Origin of the sequence: Pseudomonas sp. M2, assembly GCF_015751845.1 — a bacterium.
GTDB classification, from domain to species: Bacteria; Pseudomonadota; Gammaproteobacteria; order Pseudomonadales; family Pseudomonadaceae; genus Aquipseudomonas; species Aquipseudomonas putida_E.
Genome location: NZ_JADOUD010000001.1, coordinates 3,691,500 through 3,714,903 on the forward strand (window position 1 = coordinate 3,691,500; position 23,404 = coordinate 3,714,903).

Below are 23,404 nucleotides of genomic sequence, written 5' to 3' on the forward strand. Positions count from 1 at the left end.
GTCCCCAAAACCCCCTCGCTTTTACGCTACAATCCCGCCCTTGTCGTTCAGCACTGCTACAGGATCTTCCATGTCGGTTCCCTTCGTTCACCTGCGCGTCCACTCCGAATTTTCGCTGGTCGACGGTCTGGTGCGGATCAAACCGCTGGCCAAGGCGCTGGCCGGGATGAACATGCCCGCGGTGGCGATCACCGACCAGAGCAACATGTGCGCGTTGGTGAAGTTCTACAAGGCCGCCATGGGCGCGGGCATCAAGCCGATCTGCGGTGCTGACCTGTGGCTGGCCGGTGCCGACCCTGAAGCGCCGCTGTCGCGCATCTGCTTCCTGGCGATGAACCCCAAGGGTTACCGCAACCTTACCGAGCTGATCTCCCGAGGCTGGACTGACGGCCAGCGCAATGGCCTGGTCATTCTGCAGCGTGAGTGGATCGCCCCGGCCAGCGAAGGTCTGATTGCCCTGTCCGCCGGCAAAGAGGGCGATATCGGTATGGCCCTGATGGCCGGCCGTACCACTGAGGCCGAGGCGCTGCTGCACGACTGGATGGGCATGTTCCCTGAACGTTTTTACGTCGAGGTGCAGCGTACCAATCGTGCCGGTGATGAAGAATACGTGCACGCTGCCGTGGCGCTGGCCGACAAGGTCGGCGCGCCGCTGGTGGCCACCAATGATGTGCGTTTTATCAAGCAGTCGGACTTCGACGCCCACGAAAGCCGCGTGTGCATCGGTGAAGGCTGGACCCTGGACGACCCGCGTCGCCCGCGCATGTACAGCGACCAGCAGTACCTCAAAAGCGCGGATGAAATGGCCGAGCTGTTCAGCGACTTGCCCGACGCGATTGCCAACACCGTCGAAATCGCCAAACGCTGCAACATCCAGGTCCAGCTGGGCAAGTACTTCCTGCCCGACTTCCCGACGCCCAATGGCATGGGCATCGACGACTACTTGCGCCATGTTTCGCACGAAGGCCTGGAGGAGCGCCTGGCGGTGCTCTGGCCCAAGGAGACCACGCCCAATTACGAAGAGAAGCGCCAGCTCTACCTGGACCGCCTGAAGTTCGAACTGGACATCATCATCCAGATGGGTTTCCCGGGTTACTTCCTGATCGTGATGGACTTCATCAAGTGGGCCAAGAACAACGGCGTGCCGGTAGGCCCGGGCCGTGGTTCGGGTGCCGGCTCGCTGGTGGCCTACGTACTGAAGATCACCGACCTCGATCCTCTGGCCTACGACCTGCTGTTCGAACGTTTCCTCAACCCCGAACGTGTTTCCATGCCCGACTTCGACGTCGACTTCTGCATGGATGGCCGCGACCGGGTGATCGACTACGTGGCCGACGCCTACGGGCGCAATGCGGTCAGCCAGATCATCACCTTCGGTACCATGGCCGCCAAGGCGGTGGTACGCGACGTGGCGCGGGTGCAGGGCAAGTCCTATGGCCTGGCCGACCGTTTGTCGAAGATGATCCCGTTCGAAGTGGGCATGACCCTGGAGAAGGCGTATGAGCAGGAAGAAATCCTGCGCGACTTCCTCAAGGGCGACGAAGACGCCCGCGAAATCTGGGAGATGGCGCTCAAGCTCGAAGGTGTCACCCGGGGTACCGGCAAGCACGCCGGTGGTGTGGTAATCGCCCCGACCAAGCTCACCGATTTCTCGCCGATCGCCTGTGATGAAGAGGGCGGCGGCCTGGTGACCCAGTTCGACAAGGACGATGTCGAGGCCGCCGGCCTGGTCAAGTTCGACTTCCTTGGCCTGCGTACCCTGACCATCATCAAGTGGGCGATGGAGACGATCAACCGCGAGCAGGCCAAGAACAACCTGCCCGACGTCAACATCGACTTCATCCCGCTGGACGATCGCAAGACCTACGAGTTGCTGCAGAAGGCCGAAACCACGGCGGTATTCCAGCTCGAATCGCGCGGCATGAAGGAGCTGATCAAAAAGCTCAAGCCCGACTGCCTGGAAGATCTTATCGCACTGGTGGCATTGTTCCGCCCAGGCCCCCTGCAATCGGGCATGGTGGACGACTTCATCAACCGCAAGCACGGCCGCGCCGAACTCGCCTACCCGCACTCGGATTACCAGTACGAAGGCCTCAAGCCCGTTCTTGCGCCGACCTACGGCATCATCCTGTATCAGGAACAGGTGATGCAGATTGCCCAGGTCATGGCGGGGTACACCCTCGGCGGCGCCGACATGCTGCGCCGCGCCATGGGTAAGAAAAAGCCTGAGGAAATGGCCAAGCAGCGCGGTGGCTTCATCGAAGGTTGCGTCGCCAACAACATCGATGCAGACCTCGCCGGCAACATCTTCGACCTGGTGGAAAAGTTTGCCGGTTACGGCTTCAACAAGTCCCACTCGGCGGCCTACGGTCTGGTGTCTTACCAGACCGCCTGGCTCAAGACTCATTATCCGGCGCCGTTCATGGCCGCGGTCCTGTCGGCGGACATGCACAACACCGACAAGGTGGTGGTGCTGATCGAAGAAGTGCGCAGCATGAAGCTGCGCCTCGATGCGCCCGACGTGAATGCCTCGGAGTTCAAGTTCACGGTCAATGACGACGGCCGCATCATCTATGGCCTGGGGGCCATCAAAGGCGTGGGTGAAGGCCCGGTGGAGGCCATTGTCGAGGCACGCGACCAGGGTGGCCCATTCAAGGATCTTTTCGACTTCTGTGAGCGGGTCGACCTCAAGCGGGTGAACAAACGCACACTCGATGCGCTGATCCGCAGTGGCGCACTGGACCGGCTGGGCCCGCACTTTCATGATGAGATCAAGGCCTACCACGCCAGTATCGACATTAATCGCGCGACCTTGCTGTCTGCCCTCGAAGAGGCGATCAAGGCCGCTGAGCAGACCGCTCGCACCGCAGACAGCGGTCACGTCGACCTGTTCGGCGGGCTGTTCGTCGAGGAGGACTCCGATGTCTATGCCAACCACCGCAAGGTGCGTGAACTGACGCTCAAGGAGCGCCTGAAGGGCGAGAAGGATACCCTTGGCGTATACCTCACCGGCCACCCGATCGATGAATATGAAGGGGAGATCCGCCGTTTCGCCCGCCAGCGCATCATCGATCTGAAGCCCTCCCGCGAGACGCAGACTATCGCCGGCATGATCATTGCCATGCGCGTGATGAAGAACAAGAAGGGCGACAAGATGGGCTTTGTCACCCTTGATGACCGCTCCGGGCGCATCGAAGCGTCGCTGTTCGCCGATGCCTTCATGGGGGCTCAGGCGTTGTTGCAGAACGATGCCATGGTCGTGGTTGAAGGTGAGGTCAGCAATGACGACTTCTCCGGTGGCCTGCGCCTGCGCGTCAAGCAGGTGATGACCATGGAAGATGCCCGTACCAAGCTGGCCGAGAGCCTGCGCCTGAAGATCACCCACGATGCCCTCAAGGGCGACCGCCTGAACTGGCTGGGCGAGCTGATCACCCGCCATCGCGGTGGTTGCCCGATCACCCTCGAATACACCGGCAGCGACGCCAAGGCGATGCTGCAGTTCGGCGACCAGTGGTCGATCGACCCGGCCGATGGCTTGATTCAGGCGCTGCGTGACCAGTTCGGGCGTGAGAACGTCTTCCTGCAATATCGTTGAACCGACGAAATTTAATCTCGACCTGAATGCGCCTGATCCCTTAAGGTAGGGCGCCAAACGGATCAACCGGCCGGCCGCCTGGCCGTAGACCCAAGACGGATGACTATGAACCCGAATTTTCTCGATTTCGAACAGCCGATTGCCGACCTGCAAGCCAAGATCGAAGGGCTGCGTTTGGTGGGTAACGACAACTCGCTGAACATCAGCGATGAAATTGCCCGTCTGCAAGACAAGAGCAACACCCTGACCGAAAGCATCTTCGGCAACCTGACCAGCTGGCAGATCGCCCGCCTGGCCCGTCACCCGCGTCGTCCTTACACCCTGGACTACCTGGAGCACATCTTCACCGAGTTCGAAGAGCTGCACGGCGACCGTCACTTCTCAGATGATGCTGCCATCGTCGGTGGTACCGCGCGCCTGGATGGCAAGCCGGTCATGGTCATCGGCCACCAGAAGGGCCGTGAAGTGCGCGAAAAGGTTCGCCGCAACTTCGGCATGCCGCGCCCTGAAGGCTACCGCAAGGCTTGCCGCCTGATGGAAATGGCCGAGCGCTTCAAGATGCCTATCCTGACCTTCATCGACACCCCGGGTGCATACCCAGGCATCGACGCAGAAGAACGCAACCAGAGCGAGGCGATCGCCTGGAACCTGCGGGTCATGGCACGCCTGAAGACCCCGATCATCGCCACCGTCATCGGTGAAGGTGGTTCCGGCGGTGCACTGGCCATCGGTGTGTGTGACCAGCTGAACATGCTGCAATACTCCACTTACTCGGTGATCTCGCCGGAAGGTTGCGCCTCGATCCTGTGGAAGACCGCAGACAAGGCCGCGGACGCTGCCGAGGCCATGGGCATCACCGCCGAGCGCCTGAAAAGCCTGAACATCGTCGACAAGGTCATCCAGGAACCGCTGGGCGGCGCCCATCGTGACCCGGCGCAGATGTCCGAAAGCATTCGCGCTGACCTGGTTCAGCAGCTGGACATGCTCGGCAAGCTCGACAACGACACGCTGCTGGCCCGTCGTTATGAGCGCTTGATGAGCTACGGTCTCTGATGCACCGCTGGGGGCGCAAAGCGCCCCCAACGCTTTCAAGCCGCGTGAGGCTCCAATGATCAACCTCACCCCTTGGCTCAATGCCCCTGCCTGGTACATCGCCTTCTCCGGTGGCCTCGACTCCACCGTCCTCCTGCACTGGCTGGCCGACTACGCCCGCATCCACGCAACGCCGCCGCTCCATGCCATCCACATCCACCACGGCCTGCAACCTGCCGCCGATGCCTGGCCAGGCCATTGCACCGCGGTGTGTGAGCGGCTGGGCATCGAACTCACCGTCATCCACGTTCAGGTCCCTGCCGGGGCGAGCCTGGAGCAGGCTGCGCGCGATGCTCGGTATGCGGCATTCGGTACCGTTCTTGGCGCGGGCGACGTCCTTTTCACGGGGCAGCACTGTGATGATCAGGCCGAAACCTTACTGTTCCGGCTTCTGCGCGGTGCCGGCCTGCGTGGCCTGGCCGCAATGCCGCAGCAGCGCCCGCTGGGGCGCGGCCGCGTGGTCAGGCCGCTGCTCAACGTTTCTCGCGCGCAGTTGCATGAATATGCACAAACCCATGGGTTGATCTGGGCCGAAGATCCGTCCAACGCAGATACGGCCTTTGCCCGCAACTTCCTGCGCGCAGAGGTGTTCCCGCTATTGCAGCAGCGTTGGCCGAAGGCCAGCCAGGCCCTGGCTCGCGGTGCCGAGCATCTGGGTGAGGCGCTAGGGCTGCTTGATGAGCTGGCCCAGGCTGACCTGGCCGTGGCGCGGGAGGGGGCGCCTGCCATGTGGTCAGGGATCGACTCGCTTGACCTCGCGAGCCTGGTGGCGCTTTCGCCAGCCCGTCAGCGCAATGCCCTGCAATATTGGTTGAGCCTGCGCACCCGCCTGCCCGACACCCGGCATTGGGCCGGTTGGGCGGCCCTGCGTGATGCGGCAGTCGATTCCCAGCCTGCCTGGCAGCTGACCGACGGCAAGCTGGAGCGCAGCCACGGGCGGATCTGGTGGTTGTGTGGCGACTGGCTGCAGCCTGTCGGCGGGACGCTGCGCTGGGAGATGCCCGGTAGCCCGTTGCCATTGCCCGGGAACGGCAGCGTCAGCCTCCAGGGCGCCCCGCTAGGTGATTTGCGCATCGCCTACCGCCAGGGCGGGGAAGTGCTGGACATACCAGGGCGGGGCAAGCGCGACCTCAAGCGCCTGCTCAATGAGCTGCACGTCCCGCACTTCGTGCGACCGCGCCTGCCACTGCTGTATCGTGGCGAGCGCTTGCTGGCAGTGGCCAATCTGCCCCGATTGGCGCAGGCCGATTGCCAGCTCCACTGGCAGCCTCCGACGAACGCGCAAGGTTTGAGCTGAAGGGTACATTCCGGTAGACTACCCTCCCTTCTTGATACAACTTCTGTGCGTTCCTCGGAAACACGGCAGTTGCCGATTACCACGCAGTTTTTTGCTGGGCTGATTCTGGAAATGACGAGCGAGCTCCATGCCGGGGTTAACCCTGGTCTGTACAGACGCGGCAGTTTTTCGAGATGCACTGTGATTGACGCAGGTGATCGGGGGCTTCGGCCTTCCTTCGCTTTCTCCGGCGGCGCTGGCCGCCTTAACGCAGACTTCTAGGGTTTTTCATGACGCGCTACATATTCGTCACGGGCGGTGTTGTTTCTTCATTGGGGAAAGGCATTGCCTCGGCTTCCCTGGCGGCCATCCTGGAAGCGCGGGGGCTAAAGGTCACCATGCTCAAGCTGGATCCGTACATCAACGTCGATCCTGGCACCATGAGTCCGTTCCAGCACGGTGAAGTATTCGTCACCCACGACGGCGCCGAGACCGACCTCGACCTGGGCCACTACGAGCGGTTCATCCGCACGACCATGACCCAGAACAACAACTTCACCACCGGCCGCATCTACGAGCACGTGCTGCGCAAAGAGCGTCGTGGTGATTACCTGGGCGCGACCATCCAGGTCATCCCGCACATCACCGACGAGATCAAGCGTCGCATCATCAAGGGCGCCGGCGATGCCGATGTGGCCCTGGTGGAAATCGGTGGTACCGTGGGCGACATCGAGTCGCAGCCGTTCCTCGAGGCGATCCGCCAGTTGCGCTTCGAAGTCGGCGCCAAGCGCGCGATGCTGATGCACCTGACGCTGGTGCCGTACATCGCCACCGCTGGTGAGACCAAGACCAAGCCGACTCAGCACTCGGTCAAGGAACTGCGCTCCATCGGCCTGCAGCCTGACGTGCTGGTCTGCCGCTCCGACCACCCGATCGACAGCTCGTCGCGCCGCAAGATCGCCCAGTTCACCAACGTTGAAGAGCGTGCGGTGATTGCCCTTGAAGACGCCGACACCATCTACAAGATCCCGGGCATTCTGCATGCCCAGGGCCTGGACGATTTCGTCGTCGAACGCTTCGGCCTGCAGTGCAGCAGCGCCGACCTGTCCGAGTGGGACAAGGTAGTCGACGCTAAGCTCAACCCTGAGCACGAAGTGACCATCGCCATGGTCGGCAAATACATGGAGCTGCTGGACGCGTACAAGTCGCTGATCGAAGCGATGAGCCACGCCGGCATCACCAACCGCACCAAGGTCAACCTGCGTTACATCGATTCCGAAGATATCGAAAACCAGGGCACCAGCCTGCTCGAAGGCGCAGACGCCATTCTGGTACCGGGCGGTTTCGGCCTGCGTGGCGTGGAAGGCAAGATCACCGCGGTGCAGTATGCCCGTGAGAACAAGGTGCCATACCTGGGTATCTGCCTGGGCATGCAAGTTGCCGTGATCGAATTCGCCCGCAATGTGATGGGCTGGAAAGACGCCAACTCCACCGAGTTCGATCGCAACAGCGGCCACCCGGTCGTTGGCCTGATCACCGAGTGGGCCGATGCCACTGGCGCTGTCGAGACCCGTACCGAAGCCTCCGACCTGGGTGGCACCATGCGCCTGGGTGCGCAGGATTGCCAACTGGCTGCCGGCTCCAAGGTGCATGACTGCTATGGCAAGGACGTGATCACCGAGCGCCATCGCCACCGCTACGAAGTGAACAACAACCTGCTGCCGCAACTGGTCGATGCTGGCCTGGTGGTATCCGGTCGTTCCGAAGACGGTGCGCTAGTTGAAGTGGTCGAGTCCAAGGACCACCCGTGGTTCGTCGCCTGCCAGTTCCACCCTGAGTTCACCTCGACCCCGCGTGATGGCCACCCGCTGTTCAGCGGCTTCGTCAAGGCTGCTCTGGCGCAGAAGAACAAGGCCTGAGCCCAGGCTTTGTGAGTTTTCCGACGGTATAAACCGCGCAAAGCTCATTTCTCGGGTAAAGTACCGTCCGTTCTGCCCCTGACCCGCCGGTCAGGGGCTGCTTCTGCCAGGCCTGCCTGCTGCATCTACGCCTGGTGCAAGGCAAGAATTTCCTAAAGCTGCGTTGTTTTCGTCAATTCTGGAGTGCTTACAACAATGGCAAAAATCGTCGACATCAAAGGTCGTGAAGTTCTCGATTCGCGTGGCAACCCCACCGTGGAAGCCGATGTACTGCTCGACAACGGCATCATCGGCAGCGCTTGCGCGCCGTCCGGTGCTTCCACCGGCTCGCGCGAAGCGCTGGAGCTGCGTGATGGCGACAAGAGCCGTTACATGGGCAAGGGCGTGCTGAAAGCTGTTGGCAACATCAACGGCCCGATCCGTGACCTGCTGCTGGGCAAGGACCCTTCCGACCAGAAGGCTCTGGACCGCGCCATGATCGAACTGGACGGTACCGAGAACAAGGCCAAGCTGGGCGCCAACGCCATCCTGGCTGTTTCCCTGGCTGCTGCCAAGGCTGCTGCCCAGGACCAGGACCTGCCGCTGTACGCGCACATCGCCAACCTCAACGGCACCCCAGGCCAGTATTCGATGCCGGTTCCGATGATGAACATCATCAACGGTGGCGAGCACGCCGACAACAACGTCGACATCCAGGAGTTCATGGTGCAGCCGGTTGGCGCCAAGACCTTCTCCGATGGCCTGCGCATGGGCACCGAGATCTTCCATCACCTCAAGGCTGTGCTCAAGGCCCGTGGCCTGAACACCGCAGTGGGTGACGAAGGTGGCTTCGCGCCGAACCTGGCTTCCAACGAAGACGCCCTGGGCGCCATCGCTGAAGCCGTGGAAAAAGCCGGCTACAAACTGGGCACCGACGTGACCCTGGCCCTCGACTGCGCGGCCTCCGAATTCTACGAAGACGGCAAGTACAACCTGTCCGGCGAAGGCAAGTCGTTCGACGCCGAAGGCTTTGCCGACTACCTGAAAGGCCTCACCGAGCGCTTCCCGATCATCTCGATCGAAGACGGTCTGGATGAGTCCGACTGGGCTGGCTGGAAGATCCTCACCGACAAGATCGGCGAGAAGGTGCAACTGGTCGGTGACGACCTGTTCGTGACCAACACCAAGATCCTCAAGGAAGGCATCGAGAAGGGCATCGGTAACTCGATCCTGATCAAGTTCAACCAGATCGGCTCGCTGACCGAAACCCTGGAAGCCATCCAGATGGCCAAGGCCGCAGGCTACACCGCTGTGATCTCGCATCGCTCCGGTGAAACCGAAGACTCGACCATTGCCGACCTGGCTGTGGGTACCGCCGCTGGCCAGATCAAGACCGGCTCGCTGTGCCGTTCCGACCGCGTCTCCAAGTACAACCAGTTGCTGCGCATCGAAGAACAACTGGGCGCCAAAGCGGTTTACCGCGGTCGTGCCGAGTTTCGCGGCTAAGCAAGAGATGGTAAAAAGACAGCAGCCGAAGCTGTCGGAACTTTCTTACTGAAATTTCTGACACATGATGCGGGTTTCTGTCGACGAAGCCTGGCCTCGGCCAGGCTTCGTGCTATTTGAGGTCTGCCTGTTCGCGGCGGTCTTTTTAACCTGGATACCTTGATGCGCAGTCCCTATTGGTTGTTCCTTGTCCTGCTCCTGCTGCTTGGTGGCCTGCAGTACCGCCTGTGGGTGGGTAACGGCAGCCTGGCGCAAGTGGCTGAGCTCAAGCAGCAGATCGACGAGCAGCATGCCGAGAACGAGCGGCTGCTGGAGCGTAACCGCGTGCTCTATGCCGAGGTCCTGGAATTGAAAAAAGGTATGGAGACCGTTGAAGAACGGGCTCGTCACGAATTGGGGATGGTCAAAGAGGGTGAAACCCTCTTCCAGCTGCCGCAAAAATGATCGAAACCCTACCGGCCTTCTGGGCCGTGATTCCTGCTGCGGGTGTTGGTGCCCGCATGGCTGCCGACCGCCCGAAGCAGTATTTGCAATTGGGTGGGCAGACCCTTCTCGAGCATAGCCTCGACTGTTTTCTTGGCCATCCGGCGCTCAAGGGCGTGGTGGTCAGCATTGCTGCGGATGATCCTTACTGGCCTGGCTTGCGCTGCGCCAGCGACCCCCGCATCCAGCGTGCGTCAGGTGGGCGTGAGCGCGCCGACTCGGTGCTCAATGCCTTGTTGCTGTTGCATGCCCAAGGTGCGGCGGACACTGACTGGGTGTTGGTGCACGATGCGGCGCGTCCGAACCTGGCACGCGCGGATCTTGACCGTCTGTTGTCGCAGTTGGCTGATGACCCTGTAGGAGGGCTGCTGGCGGTGCCTGCGCGTGACACGCTAAAGCGCGCCGATGCCAATGGCCGGGTCAGCGCCACCGTGGATCGCAGTACCATCTGGCAGGCCTTTACGCCTCAAATGTTCCGCCTGGGGGCTTTGCATCGGGCCTTGGCCGAGTGTCTGGTGTCCGATGTGGTGGTCACCGATGAAGCTTCGGCCATCGAATGGTCCGGCCAGGCGCCGCGGCTGATCGAAGGGCGCAGCGACAACATCAAGGTGACCCGCCCGGAAGACCTGGAGTGGCTGCGCCAGCGTTGGTCAGGGCGCCGTTGAGATTTCCGGGTCCGCTTCGCGGCCCAATCGCCGGCTTGCCGGCCACAGGTTACCCCGCTGCTCTCAAGTTCAGCGCAAACCCAGTGGGGGCTTGCCGGCGATTGGGCCGCAAAGCGGACCCGGTAAACTGTCAGACCATTCGGTACTCAGGCATCCCCGCCAACCCTTCCTTCAGATAATCCACCAGCCGCCGAACCTTGGGCGACAAGTGCCGCTGCTGCGGATACAGCGCCCACACCGCCGTATTGGGCGGCTGATGCGCCTCCAGCAGCGACACCAGCGCGCCGCTGTTGAGGTGTTCCAGTACGTAGTAATCCGGCAGCTGGCACAGCCCCATTCCCAGCAAAGCGGCATCCAGCACCGCCTGGCCACTGTTGCACCGCCAGTTGCCCTGCACCCGCTGGCTGATCTCGCGCCCGTCCTGTTGCAACGCCCACAGGTCCGTGCTGCCCACCAGGCAGTTGTGCCGGGCCAGTTCCGACAGGCTGTGCGGACGGCCGTAGCGCTCAAGGTAGGCGGGTGAAGCGCACAGGTACATGCGCCGTGGCGCCAGGCGCGTCGCCACCAACCTCGAATCGGCAAGCCGCCCCAGGCGAATCGCCAGGTCCATGCCTTCGTGCAGCAGGTCCAGCGTGCGGTTGCTCAACTCCACCTCGACCCGCAACTGTGGATACAGCGCCATGAAGCGCGTCACCAGCGGCACGATGAAGCGCTCGCCATAAGCCACAGCACAGGTCATGCGCAATAGCCCCTTGGGTTCGCTGGCCAAGTCGCCCATGGCACGCAGTGCTTCTTCACGGCCATCCTGCAGGCGTTGGCAATGTTGCAGGAATGTCTGCCCGGCCTCACTCAGGGTCACGCGACGCGTGCTGCGATACAGCAGGCGGGTTTGCAAACGCTCCTCAAGGCGGGCGATCTGCCGGCTTATGTGCGACGACGATACGCCCATGCGCTCGGCAGCGGCCGTGAATTGGCCCGATTCGGCCACGGCTACGAATTCATCGATACCCTCCCAGCGGCTGCTCATTGATTGTCCCTGTACGGCAATAATGTTTTGTCTTCATCGCGATTATTCATCAAAACAAGCTGAATTACACTGCATGTCTGAACTGACCCTTTGTCTGGAGACCTTTGATGATCAAGTCCCGTGCCGCTGTAGCCTTCGAGGCCAAGAAACCTCTGGAAATCGTCGAAGTGGATGTGGCCATGCCCAAGGCCGGCGAAGTCCTGCTGCGTGTTGTGGCCAGCGGTGTTTGCCACACTGACGCCTATACCCTCTCGGGTGCCGACCCGGAAGGTATCTTCCCGTCGATTCTGGGTCATGAGGGTGGCGCGATCGTCGAGGCGGTAGGTGAGGGCGTCACCTCCGTGGCGGTCGGCGATCACGTGATCCCGCTGTATACCCCTGAGTGTGGTCAGTGCAAATTCTGCCGCTCGGGCAAGACCAACCTGTGCCAGGCCATACGTGCCACCCAGGGCAAGGGGTTGATGCCGGACGGCACCACCCGTTTCTCGTACAAGGGCCAGCAGCTGTTCCACTACATGGGCACCTCGACGTTCTCCGAGTACACCGTGCTGCCGGAAATCTCCGTCGCCAAGATCCAGAAGCAAGCGCCGCTGGAAAAGGTCTGCCTGCTCGGTTGCGGCGTGACCACCGGTATCGGTGCGGTGCTCAACACTGCCAAGGTCAAGCCGGGTGACACAGTGGCCATCTTCGGCCTGGGCGGTATCGGCCTGTCGGCGGTCATAGGCGCAGTCAAAGCCAAGGCATCGCGCATCATCGCCATCGACATCAACCCGGCCAAGTTCGAGATCGCCCGTCAACTGGGCGCCACCGACTGCATCAACCCGAAGGATTACGATCGCCCGATCCAGGAAGTGATCGTCGACCTTACCGATGGCGGCGTGGACTTTTCGTTCGAATGTATCGGCAACGTGCAACTGATGCGCGCGGCCCTGGAGTGCTGCCACAAGGGTTGGGGTGAGTCGGTGATCATCGGTGTCGCCGGTGCCGGCCAGGAAATCGCCACTCGCCCGTTCCAGCTGGTGACCGGTCGCGTCTGGCGCGGTTCTGCCTTCGGTGGCGTGCGCGGCCGTACCGAACTGCCAAGCTACGTGGAAATGTCCGAGAAGGGCGAGATTCCGCTGGACACCTTCATCACGCATACCATGGGCCTTGAAGATATCAACAAGGCGTTCGACCTGATGCATGAAGGCAAGAGCATCCGCAGCGTGATCCACTTCTGAGGTGAGCCATGAGCCTGGATAACATCTCCTGCCAGAAAAGCTTCGGCGGCTGGCACAAGCGTTACCGGCATCACTCCAAGGTGCTGGGTTGCGACATGGTGTTCGCCGTTTACCTGCCGCCGCAGGCCGAACAGGGCGAAAAGCTGCCAGTGCTGTACTGGCTCAGCGGCCTGACGTGCACCGACGAGAACTTCATGCAGAAGGCCGGCGCCCAGCGCCTGGCCGCCGAGCTTGGCCTGATCATCGTCGCGCCCGATACCAGCCCGCGTGGCGAGCAGGTGCCGGGCGACCCTGACGGCGCCTGGGACTTCGGCCTGGGCGCCGGCTTCTACCTCAATGCCACCCAGCAGCCTTGGGCGAAGCACTACCGCATGCACGACTATGTGGTCCAGGAGCTGCCAGAGCTGATCGAGGCGCACTTCCCGGCCTCGGATCAGCGCAGCATCAGTGGCCACTCCATGGGTGGGCACGGCGCGCTGGTCTGCGCCCTGCGCAACCCGGGGCGCTACCGCTCTGTGTCGGCGTTCTCGCCGATCAGCAATCCGATGGATTGCCCTTGGGGTGAAAAGGCCTTCAGCCGTTATCTGGGTGAAGACCGGGCGCGCTGGCGCGAGTGGGATGCCAGTGTGCTGCTTGCCGAGACGCCAGCGGGCGAATGCCCGCCGTTGCTGGTGGATCAGGGCGACCGTGACGACTTCCTTGCCAAGCAGCTCAAGCCTGAAGCGCTGGAGCAGGCGGCCCGCAAAGGGGGGCATGCGCTGAGCCTGCGCCTGCAACCTGGCTATGACCATAGCTATTACTTCATCGCCAGCTTCATCGATGAGCACCTGCGCCATCACGCAGTGGCACTTGGCCGGGGGTAGGGCTGCAGCTACACGCTGCAAGCTTCAAGCCGCAAGAAAGTGCGGGCAGCACAACGCCTGCTTTTTGCTTGTGGCTTGCAGCTTGCAGCTTGCAGCTCCAAATGAAGGTAGAATCACGCCCTGACTCAATCAGGGCGTTTTTCTATGCGTATTGGCCACGGCTACGATGTGCACCGTTTTTGCGACGGTGATTTCATTACCCTGGGTGGGGTGCGTATCCCCCACAAATACGGCCTCCTGGCCCACTCCGACGGTGACGTGCTGCTGCATGCCCTGAGCGATGCCTTGCTTGGCGCGGCGGGGCTTGGGGACATTGGCAAGCACTTCCCCGATACCGACCCGCAATTCAAGGGCGCCGACAGCCGCGTGCTGCTGCGCCATGTGGTCCGCATCGTCCAGGCCAAAGGCTGGAAAGTCGGTAATGTCGACGCCACCATCGTTGCCCAGGCGCCGAAAATGGCTCCGCATATCGAAACCATGCGCCAACGGATCGCCGAGGACCTGCAGGTCGAACTCGACCAGGTCAACGTCAAGGCCACTACCACCGAGAAACTCGGTTTCACCGGCCGCGAGGAGGGTATCGCCGTGCACGCGGTCGCCCTGCTGCTGCCAGCATGACCGAACTGGAACTGCTGGGCCCGCGCGCATCGGGCCAACCCCTGGGCACTGCGATACTCAAGGCTGTGGCCGAAGACTTCCAGGTCGATGAGGTGCTGGACATTCCGCTTTCGGGCCAGGGCGAGCATCTATGGTTGTGGGTTGAGAAGCGCGACCTCAACACTGAGGAAGCTGCCCGCCGCCTGGCGCGAGCCGCTGGTGTGCCGGTGCGCTCGATCAGCTACGCCGGCCTCAAGGACCGCCAGGCCCTGACGCGCCAGTGGTTCAGCCTGCACCTGCCTGGCAAGGCAGACCCCGACCTGTCGCGTGCCGAAGATGCCACCCTGCGTGTGCTCAAGCAGGTGCGTCACCAGCGCAAACTGCAGCGCGGCGCCCATTCGGCCAATGGCTTCACCCTGCGCCTAACGGCGCTGGCGGCTGATCATGCTGCCCTCGATGCCCGCCTGCAGGCGCTCAAACAGCAGGGTGTGCCAAACTACTTCGGCGGCCAGCGTTTCGGGCATGGCGGCGGCAATGTCCAGGATGCCCAGCACTGGGCTGCCCGCAAGGCCCTGCCCGAGCAGCGCAACGTGCGTTCGCGGCTGCTCTCGGCTGCCCGCAGCTACCTGTTCAACCAGGTACTGGCTGCCCGCGTTGCCGACGGCAGCTGGCAGCGGGCCCAAATCGGTGACCTGTTGGCATTCACCGATAGCCGCAGTTTTTTTTCGGCGGGTGAACAGGAATGTTCAGACCCTCGCCTGGCCATTCTGGACTTGCATCCTACCGGCCCGATGTGGGGCGAAGGCCCGTCTCCTGCTGCCGGCGCGGCCGCGACGCTGGAGACGACGATAGGCGAGCAGCATGCATTGCTGTGCCAATGGTTGGCCAATGCAGGCATGAGTCACGAACGGCGCATCCTGCGGCTCCCTATTGGCGGCCTGACGTGGCATTATCCCGAGCCTGATATCCTGCAACTGGAATTCGTCCTTCCGGCCGGATGCTTCGCCACCGTGGTGGTGCGCGAACTCGTCGATCTGGTGCCGGCAGGGCAGACGGACAGCCCATGCGTATTCTGATTTCGAATGACGACGGTGTTACGGCACCTGGCCTCGCCGCGCTCCACGGTGCGCTGGTGGATTATGCCGAGTGCGTGGTGATCGCCCCGGATCAAGACAAGAGCGGCGCCGGCAGTTCGCTGACGCTGGACCGGCCGTTGCACCCGCAAACCCTGGCCAACGGTTTCATCAGCCTCAATGGCACGCCCACCGATTGCGTGCACCTGGGGCTCAATGGCCTGTTGCCGGAAACACCGGACATGGTTGTCTCTGGGATCAACCTCGGTGCCAACCTGGGGGATGACGTGATCTATTCCGGCACGGTCGCTGCCGCGCTGGAGGGGCGCTTCCTCGGCGGTACGTCGTTGGCATTCTCGTTACTGTCGCGTCTGCCCGACAACCTGCCGACTGCAGCGTTCATCGCCCGCCGGCTGGTTGAGGCGCAGTCACGCCTGGAACTGCCGCCGCGTACGGTCCTCAACGTCAATATTCCCAACCTGCCGCTGGAGCACATCCGTGGCATACAGGTCACCCGTCTCGGTCACCGGGCGCGGGCGGCGGCACCGACCAAGGTGGTCAACCCGCGCGGCAAGGAAGGCTACTGGATCGCCGTGGCCGGTGATGCCGAGGACGGTGGGCCGGGTACCGACTTCCACGCGGTGATGCAAGGTTACGTGTCGATCACCCCGCTGCAACTGGACCGCACCTTCAACGATGCCTTCGAGCAGCTCCACGGTTGGCTGGAGGGCGTGCTCTGATGCGCGAACAGGACGATCTGCAGCGCCGAGGTATCGGCATGACCTCCCAGCGTACCCGCGAGCGCCTGATCCAGCGCTTGTGCGAAGAGGGTGTATCGAACCCCAAGGTGCTCGATGCCATCCGCCGTACGCCGCGCCATCTGTTCGTCGATGAGGCCCTGGCCCACCGCGCCTACGAAGACACCGCGCTGCCGATCGGGCACAACCAGACCATCTCCCAGCCATTCATGGTCGCACACATGAGTGAGCTGCTACTGGAGGCAGGGCCGCTGGACAAGGTGCTGGAGATCGGTACCGGCTCCGGTTACCAGACGGCCATCCTTGCCCAACTGGTGGAGCGGGTGTTCTCGGTGGAGCGCATCAAGGTCCTGCAGGACCGAGCCAAGGAACGCCTGGTCGAATTGAACCTGCGCAACGTGGTGTTCCGCTGGGGGGATGGGTGCGACGGCTGGCAGGCGCTGGCCCCCTACAACGGCATCATCGTTACCGCCGTGGCGCCGGAAGTGCCGCAGGCACTGCTCGACCAGCTGGCTCCTGGTGGGCGAATGGTCATCCCGGTAGGCCCTGCTGGTGAAGTCCAGCAGTTGATGCTTATCGTGCGTGAGGAGCAGGGCTTCTCTCGCCGTGTACTGGGCGCTGTGCGCTTTGTACCGCTGCTCAATGGCCCGGTGGCTTGAGCTGCTGGGAATATTTGAGGTGGTGACGAATTCTTGCCGCATCGCCCTGTCTATCTGGCGGGGCATCCCGGCTCTTTACTGAGCCTGTGCACCGAGCCTGCCAATGCAGTGGCGCTCGGTTATAATTGCAACATTATTGCATTTCTTTCCGTATTTTCGATTTTCGGCACCATGAGGGGAGCGCGGGTGGGGCATACAGTCATTCGGCAGCGCAAGGATTGGTTGGGTTTCAAGCTTCTGGTGATTGCACTGGCCATGGGCGCCCTGCTGACGGGTTGCTCCAGCACCGGCTCGGGCGGCGCACGCGTGGTCGACCGCAGCAATGCGGCGCCCAAGCGGCCGACCGTGACCTCCGGGCAGTATGTGGTCAAACCTGGCGATACGCTGTTCTCCATTGCGTTTCGCTACGGCTGGGACTACAAGGAGCTCGCCGCACGCAATGGCATCGCTGCCCCGTACACCATCCGGCCTGGCCAGGCGATCCGCTTCAGCAGCGGCGCTACCGGCAGTACCACGGTGGTGTCCAGCCCCTCTTCTTCGAGCAGGACGACGGTCATTCGTCGCCCCGTTGGAAAACCTATCACGGCGCCCGCCAGCGGCGGGAAAACGACGCCAACAACGCGAACCACGCCTACGCCGGTCGTTACCACGGTGCCCGCCGCAGAGCGCGCGGTGGGCGGTTGGACCTGGCCTGCAAATGGCGTGCTGATTGGAAAATTCGCTTCAAACGGTAGTTTGAATAAAGGCATTGATATCGCCGGTGATTTGGGACAGCCTGTTTTTGCTGCGTCTGATGGTGCGGTGGTCTACGCCGGGAGTGGCTTGCGGGGCTACGGCGAACTGATCATCATCAAGCACAGCGATACCTACGTCAGTGCCTACGGTCACAACCGCAGGCTGTTGGTTCGGGAGGGGCAGAAGGTCAAGGCAGGGCAGTCGATTGCTGAAATGGGGTCCACGGGCACTGATCGGGTGAAGCTGCATTTCGAGATTCGCCGCCAGGGCAAACCCGTCGATCCTCTCCAGTTCCTGCCACGGCGTTGATTGTTGTCCCCGGCCTGTTCCTCTGAAGTAGAGGGGAGAGGCTCCAGCGATGCCAGGGATGCAGGCGCCGCTCGAGTCTGAGTTCGAACTCAGCAAAGGACTATAACAATGGCTCTCAATAAAGAAGCGCCGGAGTTTGACATCGACGATGACGTTCTCCTGATGGAGACGGGCATCGTTTTGGAAACGGATGTGGTGTCAGACGAACCTGCTGTACCGTCGGTTCGGACCAGGGCCAAGTCAGGCTCTACGCTCAAGCAGCATAAATACATCGATTACAGCCGGGCGCTCGATGCCACCCAGTTGTATCTCAACGAGATCGGTTTCTCGCCTCTGCTTTCACCGGAAGAGGAAGTGCACTTCGCGCGGCTGTCGCAGAAGGGTGACCCAGCCGGGCGCAAGCGCATGATCGAAAGCAACCTGCGCCTGGTTGTGAAAATCGCCCGTCGTTACGTGAACCGCGGCCTGTCCTTGCTCGATCTCATCGAGGAGGGGAACCTGGGTTTGATTCGTGCAGTCGAGAAGTTCGACCCGGAGCGCGGTTTCCGTTTCTCGACCTATGCGACGTGGTGGATCCGCCAGACCATCGAGCGGGCGATCATGAACCAGACCCGCACCATTCGTCTGCCGATCCACGTGGTCAAGGAGCTCAACGTCTACCTGCGTGCCGCGCGGGAGTTGACCCAAAAGCTCGACCACGAACCTTCCCCTGAAGAGATCGCCACCCTGCTGGAAAAACCCGTTGCCGAGGTCAAGCGCATGCTTGGTCTTAACGAGCGGGTATCGTCGGTGGATGTTTCGCTCGGGCCAGATTCGGACAAGACCCTGCTCGATACACTCACCGACGATCGTCCTACCGACCCGTGCGAGCTGCTGCAGGATGACGACCTGTCACAGAGCATCGACCAGTGGCTGGGCGAGCTCACCGACAAGCAGCGCGAAGTGGTGGTACGCCGTTTTGGTCTGCGCGGGCATGAAAGCAGCACCTTGGAGGATGTAGGCCTGGAAATCGGCCTTACCCGCGAGCGAGTGCGGCAGATTCAGGTAGAGGGGCTCAAGCGCCTGCGTGAGATCCTGGAGAAGAATGGCCTGTCCAGTGAGTCGCTGTTCCAGTAAGCACTGCATGCCGGTATGCAAAAACGCCCTGATGACCTCGGGGCGTTTTTTTATGCGCAGGCCAGAGCGGCTGGCAATTATCTGGGGGTGATCAATGTGTAACTTGCTACCCCTGATGCACTGCGTGTAAGCCTTTGCTTACTTGTTGTGTAAGCCATACACGTAAAGGCCAGTAAATCATTGTCGTTTCCAGATCTGTTTTTTTCTCAACTAACTGAAATAATTGAACTTTTCAGATTTGTGGAAATGTGTCCCCGGTAATGTCTTGTGAGGGTTCGCGGTTGCCTGCGCTGCGGAAGTCGCTAGTATTCGAACTGTGCACACGGACATGCACAGGCGTTCAGGAAGAACGCCAAGGACATCGCAAGACGCGATTCATCAGGACGATGTTTAGGACAAGCAGGGACTACGGAAAAAATGTGGGCGGGTCAAACCGCCCCTTTTTTTGCCCGCAGAAAATGAAAAAGGCCCGTTGCGGGCCTTTTTCGTATCTGGGCGATTAACGTTCCAGATCGGCGATCTTGCCAGGCTTGCCATCCCACTCTTCGGCGTCAGGCAGGGCATCCTTACGCTCGGTGATGTTCGGCCAGATCTCCGCCAGCTCGGCATTGAGCTCAAGGAAGTTCTCCATGCCCGCAGGCACTTCGTCTTCCGAGAAGATGGCCTGGGCCGGGCATTCAGGCTCGCACAGTGCGCAGTCGATGCACTCGTCCGGGTGAATGACCAGGAAGTTCGGGCCTTCGTAGAAGCAGTCCACCGGACAGACTTCCACGCAGTCGGTGTATTTGCATTTGATGCAGTTGTCGGTGACGACGAAGGTCATTTCTAGTTCTCTCCTCAGGCAACGGCGGCGGCCCTTCCTCTCAGGGCCGCGCGGTTTACGGGCATGTGGCTGCAGGCCAGGCTAATAACCTGCAGCACCAGCAAACCGCGGCGGATTCTACCAGCTTGTAGTGCCCGCCGTTATAACAGGTTCTTTAGTTGATATAGCATTTCGATAGCTTGACGCGGGGTCATGTCGTCCAGCTCCAGCTTGCCCAGCTTCTCGAGGGCCGGGTGTGGCAGGCTGGCGAACAGGTCGCTCTGGTGCGGTGCTTGTGGCTCGCCCTTGGCTTTGTTCGACACGGGTTGTTCGTGGGGCAGGCTGCTGGTCTCCAGCCGGCCCAGGTGCTCGCGCGCCCGCTGGATGACCGGCGACGGCACGCCTGCCAGTTGCGCCACGGCCAGGCCGTAGCTCTGGCTGGCGGGGCCAGGCAGCACATGGTGCAGGAACACGATGCGCTCGTTGTGTTCGGTAGCGTTCAGGTGGACGTTGGCCACCAGTGGTTCGCTTTCCGGCAGTACGGTCAGCTCGAAGTAGTGTGTGGCGAACAGCGTGTATGCACGCAGCTGCGCCAGGCGCTCTGCAGCCGCCCAGGCCAGCGACAAGCCGTCGAAGGTGCTGGTGCCACGGCCGACTTCGTCCATCAGTACCAGGCTGCGGTCAGTGGCGTTGTGCAGAATGTTGGCGGTTTCGCTCATCTCGACCATGAACGTCGAACGACCGCCAGCCAGATCGTCGCTGGAGCCGATACGGGTGAAGATGCGATCGACCAACGACAGTTCGCAACTGGCCGCCGGAACGAAACTGCCGATGTGCGCCATCAGCACGATCAGTGCGGTCTGGCGCATGTAGGTGGATTTACCACCCATGTTCGGGCCGGTGATGATCAGCATCCGGGTGCTGTTGTCCAGGCCCAGGTCGTTGGCTACGAACGGCGTGGTCAGTACCTGTTCGACCACCGGGTGACGCCCCTGATCGATGCGCAGGCAAGGTTCGTCGACGAAACGGGGGCAGTTCAGGTCCAGGTTGAGCGCCCGCTCGGCAAGGTTGCTCAGCACGTCCAGCTCGGCCAGCGCCGCGGCGCTGTCCTGCAGCGGTGCAAGGTGGCTGATGAGGGTCTCGAGCAACGCGTCGTACAGCATTTTTTCGCGGGCCAGGGCGCGGCTCTTGGCCGACAGCGCCTTGTCCTCGAAAGCCTTGAGCTCCGGGGTGATGAAGCGCTCGGCCCCTTTGAGGGTCTGGCGACGAATGTAGTCGCCCGGGGCCTGTTCGGCTTGCTTGGTCGGCAGCTCGATGAAGTAGCCATGCACGCGGTTGTAGCCGACTTTCAGGTTGGCAAGACCGGTGCGGGCCTTCTCGCGGGCTTCAAGGTCGATCAGGAACTGGCCGGCGTTCTCGCTGATCGCCAGCAGATCGTCCAGCTCGTTGTCATAGCCGGCCTTGAGTACGCCGCCGTCGCGGATCACTGCTGGCGGGTTGTCGATGATCGCCCGCTCCAGCAGGCTGGCCAGCTCCGGGTAGGTGCCGGTGATGGCCGCCAGGCGCGCCAGGTGTGGGGCTTCCAGCTCAGCCATGGCGTTCTGCAGTTCGGGCAGGGCGACGAGGGCATCACGCAGGCGCGCCAGGTCGCGCGGGCGGGCATTGCGCAGGCCGATACGGGCGAGGATCCGCTCGATATCGCCAATTTCCTTGAGCTGCGGCTGCAGTTTCTCGAAGCGGTAGCCATCGAGCAGGCAGCGAATCGAATCCTGGCGCGCCTGCAAGACCTTGAGGTCGCGCAGCGGGCGGTTCAGCCACCGGGTCAGCAGGCGGCTGGCCATTGCGGTCTGGCAGCGATCGATCACCGACTGCAAGGTATTGTCGCGACCACCTGCCAGGTTGATGTCCAGCTCCAGGTTGCGGCGGCTGGCCCCGTCGAGGATCACGGTGTCGTCCAGGCGCTCATGGCGCAAGCTGCGCAGGTGGGGCAGGGCGGTGCGTTGGGTTTCCTTGGCGTAGGTCAGCAGGCAGCCGGCGGCGCCGATGGCCAGGGTCAGCTTGTCGCAACCAAAGCCCTTGAGGTCTTTGGTTGCGAACTGCTGGCACAGAGCCTTGCGTGCCGAGTCGCGGTCGAAGTCCCAAGGGGCTCGTCGGCGTGCGCCCGGACGCTTCTCGGCCGGCAGGTCGCGTGGCCAGTCGTCGGGGATCAGCAGCTCGACAGGGTTGATGCGTTCAAGCTCGGCCAGCAGGTTTTCCCAGCCCTTGATTTCTTGCACGCTGAAATTGCCGCTGGTGATATCCAGCACCGCCAGGCCAAACAGGCGCTCATCCCCCAGCAGTGCGGCAATCAGGTTGTCGCGGCGCTCGTCGAGCAACGCTTCGTCGCTGACCGTGCCCGGGGTGATGATGCGCACCACCTGACGCTCTACCGGGCCCTTGCTGGTGGCGGGGTCACCGATCTGCTCGCAGATCACCACCGACTCGCCGAGCTTGACCAGCTTGGCCAGGTAGCCTTCCAGCGAGTGGAACGGAATTCCGCACATGGGGATCGACTGGCCGGCTGACTGGCCACGGGCTGTCAGGGTGATATCCAGCAGTTTTGCGGCTTTTTTCGCATCTTCGTAGAAGATTTCGTAAAAGTCGCCCATGCGGTAGAACATCAGCTGGTCCGGGTGCTGGTTTTTCAGCTTCCAGTACTGCTGCATCATTGGGGTGTGTGCGGAAAGATCAGACATTCAGGGCCTTACAGCGGGGATCTGGTTGGCGATTGTAAAACCGGCAATGGTACAGGCTTTTTGGCCGAGATGCAGGCGGCGGGCAAGTGCCCTCGCGCCCCGGCTGCATGAATTGCATTTCCTGCGGCGGCGCTGCATTATGCATGCTATGCAAAAACGCAATGTAGCCACCGTACTCAGAGAGTTGCTCGCCCGCCACGGCCTGTCCCCCACAGAGCTGCACCGGCGCACGGGCGTGCCTCAATCCACCCTGTCGCGGATCCTCAGCGAGAAGATCGTCGATCCCTCGGATAGGCACGTGTCGAAAATTGCCGACTATTTCGGCGTCAACACCGAACAGCTGCGCGGCCGCGCCGAGCTTGGCGCCTCACGCGAAGCCGCATTGCCGGCCCGCGGCCATGCGGACCTCAGCGACATCAGCCTGTGGGACGATGAAACGCCCGTCGAGGACGACGAGGTGTCAGTACCCTTTCTTCGTGAGGTCGAATTGGCAGCAGGATCAGGAAGGTTCGTCATCGAGGAAAGCGAGCGTGCCCGCCTGCGCTTTGGCAAGCGCAGCCTGCGCCATAACGGCGTGCAGTTCGACCAGGCCAAATGCGTGACCGTGCGCGGTAACAGCATGCTGCCGGTACTGCGCGACGGGGCGACGGTCGGGGTCAACACCGGCAAGTGTTCGATCGGTGACATCATCGATGGTGATCTCTACGCCATCAACCACAATGGTCAATTGCGCGTGAAGCAGGTGTATCGGCTGCCCACCGGTATTCGCCTGCGCAGCTTCAATCGCGACGAACACCCTGATGAAGACTACAGCTTTCAGCAGTTGCAGGAGGAGCAGATCAGCTTGCTCGGGCATGTGTTCTGGTGGGGCATGTACGCCCGCTGACCAGGCCTTTTTCAAGAAAACCCGCTTCGGCGGTTTTTTTTCGTCTGGAGAAAAGCCCTACAGCCTGATGAGCAAAAGCACTCATGCGTATCAGCAAAGTCATGCCTAC

General features: G+C 61.8%; 19 protein-coding genes. 16 read left to right on the forward strand and 3 right to left on the reverse strand.

Features of this window, described 5'->3' with window-relative positions; translation table 11 throughout:
* The first annotated feature begins 70 nt into the window (after window positions 1-70).
* From dnaE to ispD, 7 genes are all read left to right on the forward strand, one after another.
* Window positions 71-3,595 carry a DNA polymerase III subunit alpha gene (gene dnaE / locus IWW33_RS17095; RefSeq protein WP_174142342.1) on the forward strand — a complete coding sequence of 1,175 codons (3,525 nt, stop codon included), beginning with the start codon at window positions 71-73 and terminating at the stop codon, window positions 3,593-3,595.
* Between the two features lie 105 nt (window positions 3,596-3,700).
* The gene (gene accA / locus IWW33_RS17100; RefSeq protein WP_042111686.1) at window positions 3,701-4,648 is read left to right on the forward strand and encodes an acetyl-CoA carboxylase carboxyl transferase subunit alpha; all 948 of its coding nucleotides are present in this window, start codon (window positions 3,701-3,703) and stop codon (window positions 4,646-4,648) included.
* A 55-nt stretch (window positions 4,649-4,703) separates the two neighbouring features.
* Window positions 4,704-5,984: a tRNA lysidine(34) synthetase TilS gene (gene tilS, locus IWW33_RS17105; RefSeq protein WP_174142341.1), complete on the forward strand. Its 1,281-nt coding sequence runs from the start codon at window positions 4,704-4,706 to the stop codon at window positions 5,982-5,984.
* A 269-nt stretch (window positions 5,985-6,253) separates the two neighbouring features.
* Complete coding sequence (locus tag IWW33_RS17110) at window positions 6,254-7,882, forward strand: CTP synthase (RefSeq protein ID WP_115274042.1); 1,629 nt, start codon at window positions 6,254-6,256, stop codon at window positions 7,880-7,882.
* 195 nt (window positions 7,883-8,077) lie between these two features.
* Window positions 8,078-9,367 carry a phosphopyruvate hydratase gene (gene eno / locus IWW33_RS17115; RefSeq protein ID WP_012315883.1) on the forward strand — a complete coding sequence of 430 codons (1,290 nt, stop codon included), beginning with the start codon at window positions 8,078-8,080 and terminating at the stop codon, window positions 9,365-9,367.
* Window positions 9,368-9,529: 162 nt separating this feature from the next.
* On the forward strand, window positions 9,530-9,811 hold the full coding sequence (gene ftsB, locus IWW33_RS17120) for a cell division protein FtsB (RefSeq protein WP_012315882.1): 282 nt from the start codon (window positions 9,530-9,532) through the stop codon (window positions 9,809-9,811).
* Window positions 9,808-10,515, forward strand: a complete 708-nt coding sequence (gene ispD, locus IWW33_RS17125; RefSeq protein WP_174142340.1) for a 2-C-methyl-D-erythritol 4-phosphate cytidylyltransferase — start codon at window positions 9,808-9,810, stop codon at window positions 10,513-10,515. The genes ftsB and ispD overlap by 4 nt, the downstream gene beginning before the upstream one ends.
* A gap of 130 nt (window positions 10,516-10,645) precedes the next feature.
* Here ispD and IWW33_RS17130 read toward each other — a convergent pair whose 3' ends face one another.
* A complete protein-coding gene (locus IWW33_RS17130; protein WP_115274044.1) occupies window positions 10,646-11,542 on the reverse strand; it encodes a LysR substrate-binding domain-containing protein in 897 nt (298 codons plus the stop codon).
* A gap of 107 nt (window positions 11,543-11,649) precedes the next feature.
* On the opposite strand from IWW33_RS17130, the gene IWW33_RS17135 reads away from it, so the two are divergent.
* From IWW33_RS17135 to rpoS, 8 genes are all read left to right on the forward strand, one after another.
* Complete coding sequence (locus tag IWW33_RS17135; RefSeq protein WP_046788319.1) at window positions 11,650-12,762, forward strand: S-(hydroxymethyl)glutathione dehydrogenase/class III alcohol dehydrogenase; 1,113 nt, start codon at window positions 11,650-11,652, stop codon at window positions 12,760-12,762.
* An 8-nt stretch (window positions 12,763-12,770) separates the two neighbouring features.
* Window positions 12,771-13,625 carry an S-formylglutathione hydrolase gene (gene fghA / locus IWW33_RS17140; protein WP_115274045.1) on the forward strand — a complete coding sequence of 285 codons (855 nt, stop codon included), beginning with the start codon at window positions 12,771-12,773 and terminating at the stop codon, window positions 13,623-13,625.
* Between the two features lie 144 nt (window positions 13,626-13,769).
* Entirely contained in the window at window positions 13,770-14,243 is a 474-nt protein-coding gene (gene ispF / locus IWW33_RS17145; RefSeq protein ID WP_119687645.1) for a 2-C-methyl-D-erythritol 2,4-cyclodiphosphate synthase, read from the forward strand.
* On the forward strand, window positions 14,240-15,298 hold the full coding sequence (gene truD / locus IWW33_RS17150) for a tRNA pseudouridine(13) synthase TruD (protein ID WP_115274047.1): 1,059 nt from the start codon (window positions 14,240-14,242) through the stop codon (window positions 15,296-15,298). The genes ispF and truD overlap by 4 nt, the downstream gene beginning before the upstream one ends.
* Window positions 15,286-16,035: a 5'/3'-nucleotidase SurE gene (gene surE / locus IWW33_RS17155; RefSeq protein WP_039601868.1), complete on the forward strand. Its 750-nt coding sequence runs from the start codon at window positions 15,286-15,288 to the stop codon at window positions 16,033-16,035. Before truD ends, surE begins: the two co-directional genes overlap by 13 nt.
* Before the next feature lie 38 nt (window positions 16,036-16,073).
* Complete coding sequence (locus tag IWW33_RS17160) at window positions 16,074-16,712, forward strand: protein-L-isoaspartate(D-aspartate) O-methyltransferase (RefSeq protein ID WP_161872020.1); 639 nt, start codon at window positions 16,074-16,076, stop codon at window positions 16,710-16,712.
* Between the two features lie 186 nt (window positions 16,713-16,898).
* A complete protein-coding gene (locus IWW33_RS17165) occupies window positions 16,899-17,756 on the forward strand; it encodes a peptidoglycan DD-metalloendopeptidase family protein (protein WP_046788323.1) in 858 nt (285 codons plus the stop codon).
* Between the two features lie 108 nt (window positions 17,757-17,864).
* The gene (gene rpoS / locus IWW33_RS17170; RefSeq protein ID WP_012315872.1) at window positions 17,865-18,872 is read left to right on the forward strand and encodes an RNA polymerase sigma factor RpoS; all 1,008 of its coding nucleotides are present in this window, start codon (window positions 17,865-17,867) and stop codon (window positions 18,870-18,872) included.
* 499 nt (window positions 18,873-19,371) lie between these two features.
* Here rpoS and fdxA read toward each other — a convergent pair whose 3' ends face one another.
* Window positions 19,372-19,695 carry a ferredoxin FdxA gene (gene fdxA / locus IWW33_RS17175; protein ID WP_012315871.1) on the reverse strand — a complete coding sequence of 108 codons (324 nt, stop codon included), beginning with the start codon at window positions 19,693-19,695 and terminating at the stop codon, window positions 19,372-19,374.
* A gap of 140 nt (window positions 19,696-19,835) precedes the next feature.
* Window positions 19,836-22,409: a DNA mismatch repair protein MutS gene (gene mutS, locus IWW33_RS17180; protein ID WP_174142339.1), complete on the reverse strand. Its 2,574-nt coding sequence runs from the start codon at window positions 22,407-22,409 to the stop codon at window positions 19,836-19,838.
* Between the two features lie 139 nt (window positions 22,410-22,548).
* Here mutS and IWW33_RS17185 point away from each other — a divergent pair, with 139 nt between their 5' ends.
* Window positions 22,549-23,295, forward strand: coding sequence for a S24 family peptidase (locus IWW33_RS17185; protein ID WP_046788325.1), 747 nt, complete (start codon window positions 22,549-22,551; stop codon window positions 23,293-23,295).
* Window positions 23,296-23,404 lie beyond the last annotated feature (109 nt).

Coding starts and splice junctions, on each gene's coding strand:
- dnaE (WP_174142342.1), top strand. CDS start 71: ATGTCGGTTCCCTTCGTTCACCTGCGCGTCCACTCCGAATTTTCGCTG.
- accA (WP_042111686.1), top strand. CDS start 3,701: ATGAACCCGAATTTTCTCGATTTCGAACAGCCGATTGCCGACCTGCAA.
- tilS (WP_174142341.1), top strand. CDS start 4,704: ATGATCAACCTCACCCCTTGGCTCAATGCCCCTGCCTGGTACATCGCC.
- IWW33_RS17110 (WP_115274042.1), top strand. CDS start 6,254: ATGACGCGCTACATATTCGTCACGGGCGGTGTTGTTTCTTCATTGGGG.
- eno (WP_012315883.1), top strand. CDS start 8,078: ATGGCAAAAATCGTCGACATCAAAGGTCGTGAAGTTCTCGATTCGCGT.
- ftsB (WP_012315882.1), top strand. CDS start 9,530: ATGCGCAGTCCCTATTGGTTGTTCCTTGTCCTGCTCCTGCTGCTTGGT.
- ispD (WP_174142340.1), top strand. CDS start 9,808: ATGATCGAAACCCTACCGGCCTTCTGGGCCGTGATTCCTGCTGCGGGT.
- IWW33_RS17130 (WP_115274044.1), bottom strand. CDS start 11,542: ATGAGCAGCCGCTGGGAGGGTATCGATGAATTCGTAGCCGTGGCCGAA.
- IWW33_RS17135 (WP_046788319.1), top strand. CDS start 11,650: ATGATCAAGTCCCGTGCCGCTGTAGCCTTCGAGGCCAAGAAACCTCTG.
- fghA (WP_115274045.1), top strand. CDS start 12,771: ATGAGCCTGGATAACATCTCCTGCCAGAAAAGCTTCGGCGGCTGGCAC.
- ispF (WP_119687645.1), top strand. CDS start 13,770: ATGCGTATTGGCCACGGCTACGATGTGCACCGTTTTTGCGACGGTGAT.
- truD (WP_115274047.1), top strand. CDS start 14,240: ATGACCGAACTGGAACTGCTGGGCCCGCGCGCATCGGGCCAACCCCTG.
- surE (WP_039601868.1), top strand. CDS start 15,286: ATGCGTATTCTGATTTCGAATGACGACGGTGTTACGGCACCTGGCCTC.
- IWW33_RS17160 (WP_161872020.1), top strand. CDS start 16,074: ATGACCTCCCAGCGTACCCGCGAGCGCCTGATCCAGCGCTTGTGCGAA.
- rpoS (WP_012315872.1), top strand. CDS start 17,865: ATGGCTCTCAATAAAGAAGCGCCGGAGTTTGACATCGACGATGACGTT.
- fdxA (WP_012315871.1), bottom strand. CDS start 19,695: ATGACCTTCGTCGTCACCGACAACTGCATCAAATGCAAATACACCGAC.
- mutS (WP_174142339.1), bottom strand. CDS start 22,409: ATGTCTGATCTTTCCGCACACACCCCAATGATGCAGCAGTACTGGAAG.
- IWW33_RS17185 (WP_046788325.1), top strand. CDS start 22,549: ATGCATGCTATGCAAAAACGCAATGTAGCCACCGTACTCAGAGAGTTG.